This is a genomic window from Neisseria macacae ATCC 33926 (genome assembly GCF_022749495.1).
Taxonomy (GTDB): Bacteria; Pseudomonadota; Gammaproteobacteria; order Burkholderiales; family Neisseriaceae; genus Neisseria; species Neisseria macacae.
The window spans coordinates 2,527,665-2,544,153 of sequence record NZ_CP094241.1 but is presented as its reverse complement, the minus strand read 5'-3'; the positions used below and the strand labels follow the sequence as shown (position 1 = coordinate 2,544,153).

The 16,489-nt window shown below is 52.6% G+C and carries 17 protein-coding genes; 11 read left to right on the top strand and 6 right to left on the bottom strand.

All coding sequences use genetic code 11. The features are described 5' to 3' along the window. Positions 1-188 precede the first annotated feature (188 nt). The gene (locus tag MON40_RS12175; RefSeq protein WP_003776072.1) at positions 189-1,001 is read right to left on the bottom strand and encodes a competence/damage-inducible protein A; all 813 of its coding nucleotides are present in this window, start codon (positions 999-1,001) and stop codon (positions 189-191) included. A gap of 68 nt (positions 1,002-1,069) precedes the next feature. Between MON40_RS12175 and MON40_RS12170 the strand changes: the two genes are divergently transcribed. The 4 genes from MON40_RS12170 to MON40_RS12155 all read left to right on the top strand — a co-directional run bounded on the left by MON40_RS12170 (position 1,070) and on the right by MON40_RS12155 (position 4,273). Next, positions 1,070-1,588, top strand: coding sequence for a hypothetical protein (locus MON40_RS12170; RefSeq protein WP_003776075.1), 519 nt, complete (start codon positions 1,070-1,072; stop codon positions 1,586-1,588). Between the two features lie 148 nt (positions 1,589-1,736). After that, entirely contained in the window at positions 1,737-3,080 is a 1,344-nt protein-coding gene (gene argG, locus MON40_RS12165; protein ID WP_003776077.1) for an argininosuccinate synthase, read from the top strand. A 98-nt stretch (positions 3,081-3,178) separates the two neighbouring features. Further along, entirely contained in the window at positions 3,179-3,628 is a 450-nt protein-coding gene (locus MON40_RS12160; RefSeq protein ID WP_003776079.1) for a DUF3290 family protein, read from the top strand. A 12-nt stretch (positions 3,629-3,640) separates the two neighbouring features. Further along, positions 3,641-4,273, top strand: a complete 633-nt coding sequence (locus tag MON40_RS12155) for a DUF421 domain-containing protein (protein WP_003776081.1) — start codon at positions 3,641-3,643, stop codon at positions 4,271-4,273. 197 nt (positions 4,274-4,470) lie between these two features. On the opposite strand, the gene MON40_RS12145 is transcribed toward MON40_RS12155, so the two are convergent. From MON40_RS12145 to MON40_RS12130, 4 genes are all read right to left on the bottom strand, one after another. Beyond that, positions 4,471-4,842 (bottom strand): DUF488 domain-containing protein, encoded by a 372-nt coding sequence (locus MON40_RS12145; RefSeq protein WP_003776084.1) that lies wholly within the window; start codon positions 4,840-4,842, stop codon positions 4,471-4,473. A gap of 226 nt (positions 4,843-5,068) precedes the next feature. After that, positions 5,069-6,544 carry a malate:quinone oxidoreductase gene (locus MON40_RS12140; protein ID WP_242925923.1) on the bottom strand — a complete coding sequence of 492 codons (1,476 nt, stop codon included), beginning with the start codon at positions 6,542-6,544 and terminating at the stop codon, positions 5,069-5,071. Positions 6,545-6,919: 375 nt separating this feature from the next. Further along, a complete protein-coding gene (locus tag MON40_RS12135; RefSeq protein ID WP_003776090.1) occupies positions 6,920-7,507 on the bottom strand; it encodes a GNAT family N-acetyltransferase in 588 nt (195 codons plus the stop codon). A 94-nt stretch (positions 7,508-7,601) separates the two neighbouring features. After that, positions 7,602-8,192, bottom strand: a complete 591-nt coding sequence (locus tag MON40_RS12130) for a 5-formyltetrahydrofolate cyclo-ligase (RefSeq protein ID WP_003776092.1) — start codon at positions 8,190-8,192, stop codon at positions 7,602-7,604. Positions 8,193-8,269: 77 nt separating this feature from the next. Between MON40_RS12130 and MON40_RS12125 the strand changes: the two genes are divergently transcribed. The 7 genes from MON40_RS12125 (at position 8,270) to MON40_RS12095 (ending at position 14,459) form a co-directional block, all read left to right on the top strand. Further along, the gene (locus MON40_RS12125; protein WP_003776094.1) at positions 8,270-8,512 is read left to right on the top strand and encodes a hypothetical protein; all 243 of its coding nucleotides are present in this window, start codon (positions 8,270-8,272) and stop codon (positions 8,510-8,512) included. A 173-nt stretch (positions 8,513-8,685) separates the two neighbouring features. Continuing rightward, entirely contained in the window at positions 8,686-9,414 is a 729-nt protein-coding gene (gene rpsB, locus MON40_RS12120) for a 30S ribosomal protein S2 (protein WP_003759405.1), read from the top strand. 123 nt (positions 9,415-9,537) lie between these two features. Continuing rightward, on the top strand, positions 9,538-10,392 hold the full coding sequence (gene tsf / locus MON40_RS12115; RefSeq protein WP_003759406.1) for a translation elongation factor Ts: 855 nt from the start codon (positions 9,538-9,540) through the stop codon (positions 10,390-10,392). 311 nt (positions 10,393-10,703) lie between these two features. Continuing rightward, positions 10,704-11,423, top strand: a complete 720-nt coding sequence (pyrH, locus tag MON40_RS12110; protein WP_003686859.1) for a UMP kinase — start codon at positions 10,704-10,706, stop codon at positions 11,421-11,423. 237 nt (positions 11,424-11,660) lie between these two features. Then, positions 11,661-13,202, top strand: a complete 1,542-nt coding sequence (gene murJ / locus MON40_RS12105; protein ID WP_039862698.1) for a murein biosynthesis integral membrane protein MurJ — start codon at positions 11,661-11,663, stop codon at positions 13,200-13,202. A gap of 106 nt (positions 13,203-13,308) precedes the next feature. Beyond that, positions 13,309-13,659 carry a helix-turn-helix domain-containing protein gene (locus MON40_RS12100; protein WP_003756443.1) on the top strand — a complete coding sequence of 117 codons (351 nt, stop codon included), beginning with the start codon at positions 13,309-13,311 and terminating at the stop codon, positions 13,657-13,659. After that, positions 13,563-14,459 carry an IS3 family transposase gene (locus MON40_RS12095; RefSeq protein WP_242925922.1) on the top strand — a complete coding sequence of 299 codons (897 nt, stop codon included), beginning with the start codon at positions 13,563-13,565 and terminating at the stop codon, positions 14,457-14,459. The genes MON40_RS12100 and MON40_RS12095 overlap by 97 nt, the downstream gene beginning before the upstream one ends. A 73-nt stretch (positions 14,460-14,532) precedes the next feature. Here the strand turns inward: MON40_RS12095 and MON40_RS12090 are convergent, their stop codons facing one another. Next, positions 14,533-16,395, bottom strand: coding sequence for a ribonuclease catalytic domain-containing protein (locus MON40_RS12090; RefSeq protein WP_003776102.1), 1,863 nt, complete (start codon positions 16,393-16,395; stop codon positions 14,533-14,535). Positions 16,396-16,489: the final 94 nt, after the last annotated feature.

Here is a 16,489-nt window from a genome sequence, read left to right as displayed (position 1 = left end):
ATATCGGGATATCGAGGTCGTCTGAAAAGCCGTTTTAGGTTTTTCAGACGACCTTTTGTCAAAATATAGTGGATTAACTTTAAACCAGTACGGCGTTGCCTCGCCTTGCCGTACTATCTGTACTGTCTGCGGCTTCGTCGCCTTGTCCTGATTTAAATTTAATCCACTATAAGAACAAAACGGCTGGCTTAGGCAGGCGTATCTTTCAACTCCGCGCCCACATCTTTCAAACGCTGCAATACTTCGTCCCATGCTTTGTCCAAATCGCGGCACGCCCCGCCTTCCGCCTTGATGCCGAACTCGATATGCGGTTTGACCGCCGTTCCGTCCGCACTTTGCCAGCCGACGCTGGGCAGGCTGTAAGAGCGCACGCCCGGGTAGGTGCGTTCGACGTATTCCATAATCGGCGCGACGCGCGATTCGGGCTGACCGAATACATACACGCTGCGGCTGCCGCGTTCGGTTTGGTTGAAGCGGTCGGCGTAATAAGTATCCAAAACCCATTCCGCCATCGGGTGCGCCATCACGGGGAAGCCGGGGAAGAAATAATGTTCGCGGATGGAAAATCCGGCGATGTTGTTGAACGGGTTGGGCACAAGTTCCGAACCTGCGGGAAAATCCGCCATTTTCAGGCGTTGGGCGTGTTCGGGGGCGTCGAGCGGCTCGCCGCGTTTAAGGGTAACGGCTTCGATGAACTTGGCAGCTTCGGGATGGCGGACGACGGGCAAATCCAAAGCAGCGGCGGCAGCTTGGCGGGTATGGTCGTCGGGCGTGGAGCCGATGCCGCCGGTAACGAAGGTCGGCAGGCCGTCTGAAAAGCTGCGGCGCAGTTGTTTGACCAGCAAATCAGGTTCGTCGGGCAGGTATTGCACCTGATTGAGCTTCAGTCCGCGCGATTCCAGCAGGGATTTGAAAAAGGCGAAATGCTTGTCTTGGCGGCTGCCGTGCAGGATTTCGTCGCCGATGATGATGAGGTTGAACAAATGCTGTTGGTCTTTCATAATCTTTCTTCTCGAAGGTCGTCTGAAAATGTCCGGACGCTTCCAAAGGGTTAAACAAAAGGAAAACCATGCACGAATATCGTTTGAAACAACCGAAAAACCTGCTTGACCGTTTGGAAAGTGTCTTCTTTGCCGTCTTCGGCTTGGGTTTGATACTGATGGAACGGCGCATTGCACTAGGCTTAACTCTCTTTGCCTTTACCGCATGGTCGCTGTGGCGTGACTTTTATAAATGCAGCCGCGAAATCGTATTTTCAGAAGAAGGGATTTGTAAAATCAGCCGCGAAGGCACGCAAACACTGCCTTTAGAGGATTTTTGCGGTGTAGCGGTATTTACTGATACGAAACGAAGCAGAATCATTAATATCTACCGGATTGCGCTCGTCCCCAAGCAGCCGTACGATACGCCGCTGACGGTATATACCGCAGTACAGTCGTTTACTCGTCTACCGGCTTTACCCCCGGAGTCCGTAAATTACATCCGCCATCGGATTGCCGAATGCACAGGCTTGCAGGATTTCGGCGATATCGGCTCGGCGACCTTGTCGGAGCTGTATGCAAAATGCTGTTTTTTAAATCAAGATTGACATAGGTCGTCTGAAAACCGAAATCCGTTTTCAGACGACCTATTTGGTTTACTCGGCTGGATTGTCGGCAATATTTATTAGATAATAAACCTAATTTTACGAAAAGGGGCGGTTGCGCCCATTTATTTTTAGTCCAAAGGATTCCCCCATGAGCCAAAACAATACTATCCTGCAACACCTCCCCATCGGTCAAAAAGTCGGCATCGCCTTCTCCGGCGGCCTCGATACCTCTGCCGCGCTGTTGTGGATGAAACTCAAAGGCGCGCTGCCTTATGCCTACACTGCCAACCTCGGCCAGCCCGACGAAGACGATTACAACGCCATTCCCAAAAAAGCGATGGAATACGGTGCGGAAAACGCCCGCCTAATCGACTGCCGCGCGCAGTTGGCACATGAAGGCATCGCCGCCATCCAATGCGGCGCGTTCCACGTTTCCACCGGCGGCATCGCCTACTTCAACACCACGCCTCTGGGCCGCGCCGTGACCGGCACCATGCTCGTTTCCGCCATGAAGGAAGACGACGTCAACATTTGGGGCGACGGCAGCACCTACAAAGGCAACGACATCGAGCGTTTCTACCGCTACGGCCTCTTGACCAATCCCGCGCTGAAAATCTACAAACCTTGGCTCGACCAACAATTTATCGACGAACTCGGTGGCCGCCACGAAATGAGCGAATTTCTGATTGCCAACGGCTTCAACTACAAAATGTCGGTTGAGAAAGCCTATTCCACCGATTCCAATATGCTCGGCGCGACGCATGAAGCCAAAGATTTGGAATTCCTCAACAGCGGCATCAAAATCGTCAAACCCATCATGGGCGTTGCCTTCTGGGACGAAAGCGTCGAAGTCAAACCCGAAGAAGTCAGCGTGCGCTTTGAAGAAGGCGTGCCCGTTGCACTGAATGGTAAAGAATACGCCGACCCCGTCGAACTCTTCCTCGAAGCCAACCGCATCGGCGGACACCACGGTTTGGGCATGAGCGACCAAATCGAAAACCGCATCATCGAAGCCAAATCGCGCGGCATCTACGAAGCCCCGGGTATGGCATTGTTCCACATCGCCTACGAACGCTTGGTTACCGGCATCCACAACGAAGACACCATCGAACAATACCGCATCAACGGCTTACGCCTCGGCCGCCTGCTCTACCAAGGCCGCTGGTTCGACAGCCAAGCCCTCATGTTGCGCGAAACCGCCCAACGCTGGGTCGCCAAAGCCATTACCGGCGAAGTCACCCTCGAACTGCGCCGAGGCAACGACTACTCGATTCTGAACACCGAATCGCCCAACCTGACCTACCAACCCGAACGCCTGAGCATGGAAAAAGTCGAAGACGCCGCGTTCACCCCGCTTGACCGCATCGGCCAGCTCACCATGCGCAACCTCGACATCACCGACACCCGCGCCAAACTCGGCATCTACTCGCAAAGCGGTTTGTTGTCGCTGGGCGAAGGTTCGGTATTGCCGCAGTTGGGCAATAAGAAATAAAGCAGCCCTGCTGTTTTGGACTGTTTCAAACGGGAAGGGTCGTCTGAAATTCAGTTTTCAGACGACCTTTTTATTTTTTCCTCAAATCATTTGAAATCATGAAATTCTTCACACACTTTTATCTTGAAAACCATATGTATTTCAACGACTACTTGAAATACGTCCTCATTTTCGCCGCGCTCGTCGTCCTCCTGCTCGCCGTATCGCAATACCTGCGCCACCGCATGGATACCAAATACCGCGACCTGAGCATCATTGCCCTGCTGCTGCTCATCCTCATCAGCGGCATCCAATATCTCTCATACAGCGAACGCCAAAACTTTGCCGCCGACACCTCGCGCATGGTGGGTTTTCTCAATGCCTTGATTGAAAACCAAAAAGTGGAAAAGCACGACATCAGCGTCAACAGCACGCACCTATACAACGGCATGATCGTCGGCATCAAAAACCAATACTACGAAGTCCATTTCAATCAAGACTTCTCCGCCTACACCCTGACCCCCACCAATCTGGTCAACAACAACATCGAACTCATCGATAAAGAATAACAGGACACACTCATGGAAGCATACTCCCTCCTTGCCCTCAAACTTCTCATGGGCATTTTAGGCTTGGTTTTGCAAATCAACCTTTTAGGTAAAGGCAACCTCGCCCCCACCTCCGCCATGGACCAAGTGCAAAACTATGTTCTCGGCGGCATCATCGGCGGCGTGATTTACAGCGACAGCGTCGGGCTTTTACAGTTTTTCCTCGTGATGGTTTTGTGGACGCTTTTGGTATTGAGCCTCAAGTTCATCAAAAACAACAACCGCTGGGTCAAATCCATCATTGACGGGAAGTCCGTCTGGGTCATCGTCAACGGCGAAATCCAAACCGAAGAATGTATGAAAAACGGCATCAGCGCACACGACCTGATGTTTAAGCTCCGTGCCGCCGGCATCTACGAAATCGCCGCCGTCAAACGCGCCGTCATGGAACAAAACGGTCAGCTCACCGTCATCCAATACGGCGACGAAAGCCTGCGTTACCCCCTGATTACCGATGGGCAAATCGACCACGACATCTTGGAAATCATCAAACGCGACGACGAGTGGCTGAAACAGGAGCTTGACCGCCTCCATCTTGATGTCTCGAAAGTCTATATCGGCGAATACATCGACGGGAAATTGGTGGCACACCCTTATCCTTCTTAATTTATAGTGGATTAAATTTAAATCAGGACAAGGCGACGAAGCCGCAGACAGTACAGATAGTACGGCAAGGCGAGGCAACGCCGTACTGGTTTAAAGTTAATCCACTATAAAAAAAACAAAGGTCGTCTGAAACCTAGACTGGATTTCAGACGACCTTTTTGCATCAACCCCAAATGACGCAGGTCTTGCTGTTTTTGTTAATCGCGATATTCAAACGACGTCCCCAAAAACTGCTCTAAGGCAGAAACATGGGAATGATGCGGGTCTTTGACGGCAGTCAGCAGTAAAATGCTGCCGTGTTGCCGTTCCAACTCCAAGAGCTGCCTAATGGCGGTTTGTTCGGTATCGCCGTGCAGCTCCTCATGGTAACGGCTGACGAAACCGTCAAAATGTTCAGCCGGATTCTCATGATACCAGCGGCGCAGGTTTGCACTGGGGGTGATGTCTTTGAGCCAGAGCGCCGTAGCAAAGACCTCTTTGCGGATGCCCCGCGGATAGAGGCGGTCGATAAAGACTGCGGTTTGTTCGGGGTCGGGCCGGTATGCGTAAATGCGCTGTACGGTAAACATGTTTGCCTGTCTCCAATGGATTCAGGTCGTCTGAATGTTCAGACGACCTGATGTTTTATAGTGGATTAACTTTAAACCAGTACGGCGTTGCCTCGCCTTGCCGTACTATCTGTACTGTCTGCGGCTTCGTCGCCTTGTCCTGATTTAAATTTAATCCACTATATTTTAATGCTTTAATGGTTTGAAAAAAGGCGGGCAAGAACGCCCGCCTTGCAATTTATCTGCCTCAAGCGTAATGAATACCCAATACTTTGGCGTTGTGGCTGATGATTTCTTCGGCAAGCTGCGGGTTGTCGTTGAGCTTGATGCCGAAGCCGGGAACAAGTTCTTTCAGACGACCTTCCCATGAGGAAATGCGGCTTGGGAAGCATTGGTGGATGAGCTTGATCATCAAAGGTACGGCGGTTGATGCGCCGGGGGATGCGCCCAAGAGTGCGGCGAGCGAGCCGTCGGCGTGGGCGACAATTTCGGTACCGAATTGGAGGACGCCGCCTTTTTCGGAGTCTTTTTTGATGATTTGAACGCGTTGTCCTGCGGTGATGAGTTCCCAGTCGTCAGGGTTTGCTTCGGGGTAGTATTCCAGCAGGGAGGCGAAGCGTTCTTCTTTGGTTTTGCGCAATTCGCCCAAGAGGTATTTGATCAGGGGCATATTCGCCCAGCCGGCGCGCAGCATGGGGTAGAGGTTGTCCAAGTGGATGGACAGGGGCAAATCCATGAGCGAGCCTTGTTTGAGGAAGTTGGAGCGGAAACCTGCGTAAGGGCCGAACATGAGGTGGCGTTTGCCGTCCACATTGCGGGTGTCGAGGTGCGGGACGGACATGGGCGGCGCGCCGACGGAGGCTTGTCCGTACACTTTGGCGTTGTGTTGCGCGGCGGTTTCGGGGTTGCTGTTGCGGAAGAACAGACCGGAAACGGGGAAACCGCCGTAGCCTTTGCCTTCGGGGATGCCGGATTTTTGCAGCAGGGTCAGTGCGCCGCCGCCTGCGCCGAGGAAGAGGAAGCGGGTGCGGAGGGTGAGCTGTCCGTCAGGGTTGCGGGTGTCGCTGGTTTTGAGCACCCATGCGCCGTCGGATTCGCGTTTGATGTCGTCGACGTGGCGGTTGAACTCGGTTTTGACGCCTTTTTCGCGCAGGTATTGCACCATTTGGCGGGTCAGGCTGCCGAAATCGACGTCTGTGCCTTCGGCGGAGTAGTTGGCGGCGACGGGTTGTCCTTCTTTACGGCCGTTGATGACCAGCGGCGCCCATTCGGCGATTTTGGCGCGGTCGGTGGAGAATTCCATCCGTTCGAAGAGTTTTTGGGATTTGAAGGCGTCGAAACGTTTTTGCAGGTAGTCGCAATGGTCGGTGTTCATGACCAGCGACATATGCGGGACGGTATGGATGAAGGAGTTGTCGGTGATTTTGCCTTCTTCGACAAGCGATGACCAGAACTGGCGGCTGATGTGGAATTGTTCGGCAATATTGAGGGCGCGGGTCGGGTCGATGGTGCCGTCTGCGCCGAGCGGGGCGTAATTGAGTTCGCATAACGCGGAATGCCCTGTGCCGGCATTGTTCCAAGCGTTTGACGATTCCAACGCTACGTCTTCCAAGCGTTCGATAAGGGTGATTTCCCAAGACGGTTCGAGTTCTTTGAGCAAAACGCCCAAAGTCGCGCTCATAATGCCTCCACCCACCAAGACAACATCTGTTGCTTCAGCCATGGTTGTACTCCTAGAAACAGGCATATCCTGCCTTTATGATTATCCGTTGTATTACGAACGCCTGTTTCGGCGGTAAAACCTGCTGGCGCGGTGTTTTTGGCGTGGAAGATTGCGCGCGGGTTTTACGTTTTGAACCGATGTTAAACCGTTCATAATATGTTATTGAGAATTTAGTGGATTTTTCTGAGAATTGCAAAGATTTTCTGTTTGGATTTACATAAACGCGGTTTGAAAAGGTCGTCTGAAACATTCAGACGACCTTTATTTATCAGGTGTTTGGCGGGGTTGAACCTGATTTCATTCACTTCTTAAAGACTTCAGATTGTCAGCAAGATGGGCGTGTTTTGATGAAAAAATGAAGAAGAAAACGTTTTTTCAGGACGCGTCATAAGCTGCCGCTTTTTTGAGCAGTTTTGCCCTTGCCTGCGGCCATTCTTCGCGCAGCAGGCTGTATTCCACCGTATCGCGTACGCTGCCGTCTTTCCGCAATTTGTGGCGGCGCAAGATGCCGTCTTGGTGAGCGCCCAAGCGTTCGATGGCGCGTTGGGAGGCGGTGTTGAGGTTGTCGGTCTGCCAGCAGACGCAGCGGCAGTTTAAAGTGTCGAAGACGTAGTCGAGTAACATGATTTTGCAGGCGGTATTGATGCGCGTGCGCCGTGCCGACAGGGCGTACCATGTGAAACCGATGTAGAGGCGGGGGATGGTGGGGTCGATGTGGTAAAGCGAAGTCGAGCCGACGATTTTGCCCGTGTCTTCGTCGATGACGGCAAAGGCGAGGCGGGTTTGCGTGGCGGTGCGGATGTAGTCCGCCACTTGGTCGGGTTCGGGTGCGGTGGTTACGTTCAGTTTCCAGACTTCGCCGTCGCAAACTGCTTCGCGCAAACCGGCTTCGTGTGCTGCCGTCAAAGGTTCGAGACGGACGCGGTCGAAGGACAAAACGGGAACGGATGAAAAATCAGTCATGAGGTTTCCTTTGTATTGGATGGTTTGAGTTTTCAGACGACCTTTTATAGTGTCTTAACGGACGGCATCTTTGAGGTCGTCTGAAAGCTATTGATTAATGATGTTTGAACACCAGCACGCCCGACTCCGATACAAACCCGTCCAGCGGCAGGTCGTGCGGTTCGCGCGGTAGTGTGTCAACCAGTTGGCAATCGAAGCCTACGCCTATGGTTTTTGCCTGTAAACGGTATTTCATCGCTGCGAGCGTCGCGTCGTAATAGCCGCCAGCCTGCCCCAAGCGGTAGCCTTCGCGGTCCATGCCGACAATCGGGACAAGCAATATCGATAAACCGTGTACGCGGATTTTGCGTCCCGAAAATTGCGGCACATGCAGCTTCGCCCTGCCGCGTTTGCGTTCTTGTTTCACTCCGTCGGCAGGATAGGGCGTGAACCACATCCGCCGCGAACGCGGTTCGATATAAGGCAGATAGAGTTTGGCGCCGCGTTTTTGTGCCGCACGCACAAAGCCGTCCAGCCGCAGCTCGCTGCCCATCGGCCAATACACGCCGATCTTCCGCCCCTTCTTGATATAACGCTTGAGCAGGCGGTTAACCGTTTGCCTTGCCGCCAACCGTCCTTTATGCCCCATCTGCGCGCGGGCGCGGCGCAATTCTCGGCGCAGGGCGTGTTTTTCCTCATTCCTCATTTCAGACGACCTTTTGAGTGTTGTTGTAGAATACGGCGATTATAAACGCTCCGTTAACATCAAAACAGGATTCCGCCATGTGGCATATCGTCCTTATCGGCTACCTCTTCGTCGCCGTCGTGTATTCCGCTGCCCAGCCCAGCATCGCGCGCGCTTTGATTTATTTGGTTTTTTGGGCGGTCCTGCCCGTCGCGTTTACCGTTTTCACCGTCACCATCCGCCGCCGCAACCGTCTGATGAAGCAGCAGGAAAAAGAAGCATTCGAACAAAGCCGCGGCGCAGCCGGACAAGAAGGTGGCAAACAGGACGGCAGTGCATAAAATCCCTTTTCAGACGACCCCTTATCCGCTATAATCCGTCAGTTTTCCATTTCGGAAACACACTATTTTTTAAAACTTATGCCCACTTTCGCCGAAGGGTGCTTGACAATAGGCGCAGCCTATCAAGTTCTATGCGATTGAATGTGTGCTCTTAACCCTTTCAAGGAAATAAAATGTCTCAAATTACTATGCGTCAGATGATTGAAGCCGGCGTTCACTTCGGCCACCAAACCCGTTTCTGGAACCCGAAAATGGCACAATACATTTTCGGTGCGCGCAATAAAATCCACATCGTCAACCTGGAAAAAACCCTGCCGATGTTCCAAGAAGCGCAAGAAGCCGTACGCCGTCTGGTTGCCAACAAAGGCACTGTGCTGTTTGTCGGCACCAAACGCCAAGCGCGTGAAATCATCCGCGAAGAAGCTACCCGCGCCGGTATGCCTTTCGTCGATCACCGTTGGTTGGGCGGCATGCTGACCAACTACAAAACCGTTAAGCAATCCATCAAACGCCTGGAAGAAAAAACCGCCGCTTTGGAAAACGCTGCCGAAGGCGGTTTCAACAAAAAAGAAATTCTGGAAATGCAACGCGACGTTGAAAAACTGGAACGTTCTTTGGGCGGTATCAAAAACATGAAAGGCCTGCCTGACGCGATTTTCGTTATCGACACCGGCTACCAAAAAGGTACTCTGGTCGAGGCTGAAAAACTGGGCATCCCCGTTATCGCCGTAGTCGATACCAACAACAGCCCTGACGGCGTGAAATACGTTATCCCCGGTAACGACGACTCCGCCAAAGCCATCCGCCTGTACTGCCGCGGCATCGCCGACGCAGTTTTGGAAGGCAAAAACCAAGCGCTGCAAGAAACCGTAGCCGCTGCCCAAGAAGCTGCTGCCGAGTAATCCGGCAAACCGAAGAGGGGCGTTATGCCCCTTTTCTCAAATCCCGTTCTGAAAAGCCTTTTCAGACGACCCCATTCCCAAACACGGATATCCCGTGTTTCCCCAAAATCTAGGAGATTCAAAATGGCAGAAATTACTGCAAAAATGGTTGCCGACCTGCGCGCCGCTACCGGCCTGGGCATGATGGAATGCAAAAAAGCCTTGGTTGAAGCCGAAGGCAACTTCGAAAAAGCCGAAGAAATCCTGCGCATCAAATCCGGCGCGAAAGCGGGCAAACTGGCCGGCCGTACCGCTGCCGAAGGCGTATTGGCTTACGCCATCAACGGCAATGTCGGCGCATTGGTTGAAGTAAACTGCGAAACCGACTTCGTTGCCAAAGACGCAGGCTTCGTAGAATTCGCCAACTTCGTTGCGAAAACCGCTGCCGAGAAAAAACCGGCTACCGTTGAAGAACTGAGCGAACTGGTTGAAGCAGAACGCAAAGCCATCATCGCCAAATTGGGCGAGAACATGTCTGTCCGCCGCTTCCAAGTCATCGACACCGCCAACCAGCTGGTTGCCTACATCCACGGTGCATTGGCTACCGAAGGCGTATTGGTTGAGTTCAAAGGCTCTGAAGACGTAGCGCGTAAAATCGGTATGCACATCGTTGCCGCCAAACCGCAATGCGTAACCGAAGCCGAAGTAGATGCCGAAACCATCGAAAAAGAACGCCACATCTACACTGAGCAAGCCATCGCTTCCGGCAAACCTGCCGACATCGCCGCTAAAATGGTTGAAGGCCGTATCCGCAAATTCTTGGCCGAAATCACCCTGAACGGCCAAGCATTCGTAATGAACCCTGACCAAACCGTTGCCCAATTCGCTAAAGAAAACGGCACCGAAATCATCAGCTTCGTTCGCTACAAAGTAGGCGACGGCATCGAAAAAGCCGTTGTCGACTACGCAGCCGAAGTTGCCGCTGCTGCTAAAGTGTAAGGCAGAAATGAAAAAGAAAGCACCTGGATTCCAAACGAATCAGGGTGCTTTTTTTTGAGAGTTACACTGTTTAGAATACTGTTGGAAATCGAATATTTCATCATAATCAACAAATAATAATTTATCCAAACCCATACATCCACGGAAAACGCGTTACCCTGTTAGCCAAACATCCCGAAAGGTCGTCTGAAAAATCAAACACCCTTTCCCCGAATTGAAGCAGCGCCGCAGGGTGAACTGATCATTTGGAATGAATGGTCAGTTCACTCTGAATAATCGGCGCTAACCACCCAAAGAAAGCAAGGTATCCCATGACACAGCAAATCAAATACAAACGCGTATTACTGAAACTCTCCGGCGAATCCCTGATGGGTTCCGACCCTTTCGGCATCAACCATGACACCATCGTCCAAACCGTCGGTGAAATCGCCGAAATCGTCAAAATGGGCGTACAAGTCGGCATCGTTGTCGGCGGCGGCAACATCTTCCGCGGCGTATCCGCCCAAGCAGGCAGCATGGACCGCGCCACCGCAGACTACATGGGCATGATGGCGACCGTCATGAACGCACTCGCCCTCAAAGATGCCTTCGAAACCCTCGGCATCAAAGCGCGCGTGCAATCCGCACTTTCCATGCAGCAAATCGCTGAAACCTACGCCCGTCCCAAAGCCATCCAATACCTTGAAGAAGGCAAAGTCGTGATTTTCGCCGCCGGTACGGGCAACCCGTTCTTCACCACCGACACCGCCGCCGCCCTGCGCGGAGCCGAAATGAACTGCGACGTCATGCTCAAAGCCACCAACGTGGACGGCGTTTATACCGCAGACCCGAAAAAAGACCCGTCCGCCACACGTTACGAAACCATTACCTTTGACGAAGCCTTGAACAAAAACCTCAAAGTCATGGATGCGACCGCCTTCGCCCTCTGCCGCGAACGCAAACTCAACATCGTCGTCTTCGGCATCGCCAAACAAGGCTCGCTCAAACGCGTCATTACCGGCGAAGACGAAGGCACGCTGGTTCACTGCTGATTCCCATCGGGCAATAATTGAAGTGATTTGATCAAGCAAAAGGTCGTCTGAAAACCAAGATACAGGTTTTCAGACGATCTTTTTGATGGTGGAGCAACATAAGGAACAGGCAACGAAGCAGGGTGGTTCATCCGCTATATGTTTGCCTGTCGGCATACCGATTTGCCTAGATTTGTATATTCTGTCGTACAATACGCGCTTTCAGACGACGTCTGGACTTTTGAAGGAATAAAACGGATGAATTTGTTAGGGGCTTTGGCCAAGGTCGGCAGTTTGACGATGGTGTCGCGCATACTTGGATTTTTGCGCGATACGGTAATTGCCCGAGCGTTTGGTGCAGGTATGGCAACCGACGCCTTTTTTGTGGCGTTCAAACTGCCGAACCTGCTGCGCCGCGTATTTGCGGAAGGGGCGTTTGCCCAGGCTTTTGTGCCGATTTTGGCGGAATATAAGGAAACGCGTTCGAAAGAAGCGACGGAGGCGTTTATCCGCCATGTGGCGGGGATGCTGTCGTTTGTCCTGGTTATCGTTACCGCGCTGGGTATTCTTGCCGCGCCTTGGGTGATTTGGGCTTCCGCGCCCGGGTTTGCCAAGGATGCGGACAAATTCCAGCTTTCCATCGATTTGCTGCGGATTACGTTTCCTTATATCTTATTGATTTCGTTGTCTTCCTTTGTCGGTTCGATACTGAATTCTTATCATAAGTTCAGCATCCCCGCGTTTACGCCGACGTTTTTGAATATTTCTTTTATCGTCTTTTCGCTGTATTTCATACCGTATTTTGATCCTCCCGTTACCGCGCTGGCTTGGGCGGTCTTTGTCGGCGGGATTTTGCAGCTTGGCTTTCAGCTCCCTTGGTTGGCGAAACTGGGTTTTTTGAAACTGCCTAAGCTGAATTTTCAAGATAGGGCGGTCAACCGCGTGATGAAACAGATGGCGCCTGCGATTTTGGGCGTGAGCGTGGCGCAGATTTCTTTGGTGATCAACACGATTTTTGCGTCTTATCTGCAATCGGGCAGCGTTTCGTGGATGTATTACGCCGACCGCCTGATGGAATTGCCCAGCGGTGTTTTGGGTGCGGCGCTCGGTACGATTTTGCTGCCGACTTTGTCCAAGCATGCAGCCAATCAGAATACAGAGCAGTTTTCCGGACTGCTCGACTGGGGTTTGCGCCTGTGTATGCTGCTGACCCTGCCGGCGGCGGTCGGGTTGGCAGTATTGTCGTTCCCGTTGGTGGCGACGCTGTTTATGTACCGCGAATTTACGCTGTTTGACGCGCAGATGACGCAACATGCGCTGATTGCCTACTCTTTCGGCTTAATCGGCTTAATCATGATTAAAGTGTTGGCACCCGGTTTCTATGCACGGCAAAACATTAAAACGCCCGTCAAAATCGCCATCTTTACGCTCGTCTGCACACAGTTGATGAACCTCGCCTTTATCGGCCCTCTGAAACACGTCGGGCTTTCGCTTGCCATCGGTTTGGGCGCGTGTATCAATGCGGGATTGTTGTTCTTCCTTTTGTGTAAACACGGTATTTACCAACCCGGTAAAGGGTGGAGGAGTTTCCTAAGTAAAATGCTACTGTCGCTTGTCGTAATGGGCGGCGGGCTGTGGGCTGCGCAGACTTACCTGCCGTTTGAGTGGGTGCATGTCGGCGGTTTGCGCAAAGCAGGACAGTTGTGCATCTTGATTGCGATAGGCGGCGGTTTGTATTTCGTGTCGCTGGCTGCGCTGGGTTTCCGACCGAGAGATTTCAAACGGGTGGAAGCACATTAGAGGGTGTTGAAATGTTCAAAAGGTCGTCTGAAAACCTACCCCTCAAGTTTGAACTGCACCCCAAAAGTTGGACATCCCCTCCAACTCACAAGGTGCAGTTTTTTTTATGAGCAAATATACATTACACTTCAAATACCAAGCCGTACTCCACTACCTGCATATACGCAGCCAACAACGTACCGCAGACCACTACGGCATTTCCCGAACCCACCTGAGACGATGGATACGCGCCTATCAAGAAGGCGGTATCGGCGCACTCGAACATCCCCAATCCAAAACCATGCCCCAACACCGCAAAAACCCCTTCATCGCAGATAAACCCGATCAAGAAAAAACACAGGCAGAGCTTATCGAAGAGTTGTGCTATATGCGCGCAGAGGTCGCCTACCTAAAGGAGTTAAAAGCCCTCAGCCAAAAACAGACCGAAAAGGACAAAGCCAAACCGTCCAAACACTGAGGGCGCAACACCCGCTCAAATACCTGCTGCACATCGCAAACCTGCCCAAAAGCAGCTTTTACTACCATCACCAAGACCGACCCGATCCCGACGCAGCCGACAAAGCCCTCCTTGTCGAAACCTACCGGCGGCATAAAGGACGCTACGGGCAAAGGCGCATTGCCGCCGCATTGGGTTGGAACCGCAAAAAAGTGGCGCGGTTGATGAAGCAGTTGGAACTGAAAGCCCTCATACGGGCGAAAAAAGCCTACCGCCATCCCGCCATGGGCGAAATATCGGAAAACCTCCTCAAACGCCTATTCAAAGCTGAAAAGCCCAACGAAAAATGGCTGACCGACGTTACCGAACTCAAAGGGAAGGACGGCAAACTGTACCTCTCGCCGATCTTGGACTTGTTCAACCGGGAAATCGTCGCCTACGCCATGAGCCGCAATGCCAACAGCGAAATGGTGAAGGAAATGCTCGAAAAAGCCGCCCCCCGTCTGACTGCTAAAGGAACGATGCTTCATTCGGACCAAGGTGTGCTGTACCGTACGGCGGGGTATAGGGAATTGCTTGCGGAGCATTCCATGGTTCAAAGCATGTCGCGAAAGGCGAACTGTTGGGACAATGCGCCGATGGAAAGCTTCTTTGCGGTGTTGAAGACGGAGTGTTTCTATAACGCAGGTGAATTGACGGTAGATGAATTGATGAAGCAGATAGATGACTATATGGATTACTACAACCGGGAGCGTTGCAGTTTGAAATTGAAAAAGCTGAGTCCTGTCGCATACAGAACCCAGCTTGCACAGAGCGCCTGAATAGGCTTTTATAAGTGTCCAAGATTTGGGGGCCAGTTCAGTTTTCAGACGACCTTTTTTCATAACGGCAAACTTACGCAACTGCAGGGGCAACGGCTTTCACATAGTTCAGCGCGATAAACTGCTTTTCGGGATCAAGCTCGGTGATTTTGAGCAGGACTTGCGATTTGGGCAGCGCGTCGAACGGGATGCCGGTGGCGCGGGTTACCAGCGGCAGGCCTTCGATACGGACGAGGTCTTCTTTGAGGATGGTTGCGGTCAGCTCGCTTGTGCCTTGCTGTTGCAGGTACACGAGGCTCCAGTAGGCTTCCATCTGCCGTTGGAAATCGGCGTAGGCGGCGTAGGCGGTGTCGAAATCGCGCAGTGCGGCGAAGAGTTCGGCATCGCTTTGCTGGAAGAGCGGCTCGGCGGAGTCGTCTATCAAGCTGAGGAGTTGTTTTTGGTTGATGTAGTCGGCGGCACGACGCAGTGGCGAGGTGAACCAGCCGTAATGCTGCACACCCATGCCGATGTGCGGCTCGGATTTGGTGCTCATGCGCACTTTTCCGGCGGGTTGGACGCGGAAGAGGCCGGGCAGGTCGTTGTCATGGAGCATCTGCGCCCAAGTGCTGTTAGCCAAAATCATCATTTCGCTGACCAGCATATCGATGGGCGAACCGCGTTCGCGGTGGACGACGGATACTTTGCCTTCCTCATCCAATTCGATGCTGTAATCGTATTGCGGCGCGCGGTCGGGTTCGTATTTGCCGCGCGCTTTTTGCAGGGCAACGGCGAATTGGTGGAACCAAATCAGGTCTTGATGATGGGCGAACATCATTTCGCCGGCTTCGTCCAAGCCGGTTTCGGCGTTGAAATGCGGCTCGATGGTTTGGATGCGCAGATTTTCGGCGATGTTGACGGCTTCGATTTTGCAGGTCGGCTCGCCGACGTTGAACTCGCTGTCCACATCAAAATAAATGCTGACGGCAGGACGGTACGCGCCCGCATCGAGGCTGAATGCGGCAATCCAGTTTTCAGGCAGCATGGTGATTTTGCCGCCGGGGAAATAGACCGTGCTCAAGCGTTCCATGATGTTTTTTTCCATTTTGTCGCCTGGTTTAATGGCAAGCGACGGCGCGGCGATGTGGATACCGACGCGCTTCATGCCGTTGCCCAAATCGGTCAGGCTTAAAGCGTCGTCCACTTCGGTGGTCGATTCGTCGTCAATGGAAAAGGCGGTAACGTCGGCCTTAGGCAAGTCGGGCATTTCGGGAAGGGCAAGGTCGGGGAAGCCTGTGCCTTTGGGGAAGTATTTGATTTCAAAACCGTCTTGCAGGTATTGCGGAATGGACGTAATGCCGCCTGTTTTTTTCGCCAATTCGTAGGCGGAGGTTTTCAGCGCGTCGGCGGCTTTGGTAAAGGCTTTGTAGGTCAGCGACTGCTTGTCGGGCGCGTGCAGGATGGTTTTCAAATCCGCCGTGATTTCAGACGGCATCTCGCCGCGTTTCAAGGCTTCCACCCAAGTGTCGATTTGCGCGTCTTGCTGTTTTTTGCGTTCGATGGCGGCAAGCGCTTGTTTCAAAGTTTTTTCGGGCGCGGCTTTAAACACGCCTTTGGCTTTTTTGTAGAAATACATCGGCGCGGCGTAAAGCGCAATCAAGGTCGCCGCCAGCTCGGTTTTGGTCGGTGCATGTCCGTAATATTCTTCGGCAATCGCCTCGGCGGAAAATTCTTCTTCGCCGCATACTTCCCACAATAAATCGGTGTCGATGTCCGCCGCCTGCGCCTGCGCGTTCTCCAAAAACGCCGCCATATCGCCGTCGAACTCGGCAAAGACGTTGTTCGCCTTCACTTTGGTGCGCTTGCCGTGTTGGGTATCGACTTGGTAGGTGGCGTCGTTTTTTTGGACGATGGCGGCGACTTTGAATTGGCCGGACTCTTCGTAAAAGATATTCATGTATTGCTGCTGTCAGGTTGAAGTGGGAAACGGGCGATTTTAGCAGATTCTTACTGATAAAGACGGACAAAAGGTCGTCTGAAAAGCGAATCTG